At 65.2% G+C, this 528-nt stretch carries 1 protein-coding gene; it reads left to right on the forward strand.

Annotation, left to right across the window (positions count from 1 at the left end; translation table 11 throughout):
* The coding region (locus FMQ63_RS37180) for an OsmC family protein (protein ID WP_141277064.1) at positions 1 to 399 on the forward strand (399 nt) is incomplete at its 5' end.
* Positions 400 to 528 lie beyond the last annotated feature (129 nt).

Here is a 528-nt window from a genome sequence, read left to right on the forward strand (position 1 = left end):
GAAGGCGATCTGAAGTCGGGCAAGGGGCAGCTGAGCACGCCGCAGAGCGGGCTGCTGGACAAAACACGCTACGGCTTCAACAGCCGTTTCGGCGACGAAAAGGGCACCAATCCGGAAGAGCTCATCGCTGCTGCGCACGCCGGTTGCTTCACCATGGCGCTGTCGGCCAAGCTCGGCGAAGCCGGCTTTACCCCGACCTCGCTGGACACCGAAGCCAAGGTCGATCTGTCATTGGAGGGCGGCCCGCAGCTGTCGCAGATCCGGCTGAAGGTGAAGGCAGTGGTGCCGGGTATCGACGCGACGCAGTTCCGTGCGATTGCCGATGACGCCAAGCAGAACTGCCCGGTGTCCAAGGCGCTGAGCGCGGTGCCGATCAGCCTGGAAGCCGAGCTGGGCTGAGGGTAGTGCCGGCCGCTGGCCGGCATCGCTTTCCGCAGAGTCGAGCCATGCTCGACTCTGCGGGCGATCACCACGTTACACAGCGCTCTGCAGCCCGCGATCGGCCTCATGGCGTTCCAACGCCAGTTC

This window comes from Myxococcus sp. CA005 (assembly GCF_006518205.1).
Classification (GTDB): Bacteria; Myxococcota; Myxococcia; order Myxococcales; family Myxococcaceae; genus Myxococcus; species Myxococcus xanthus.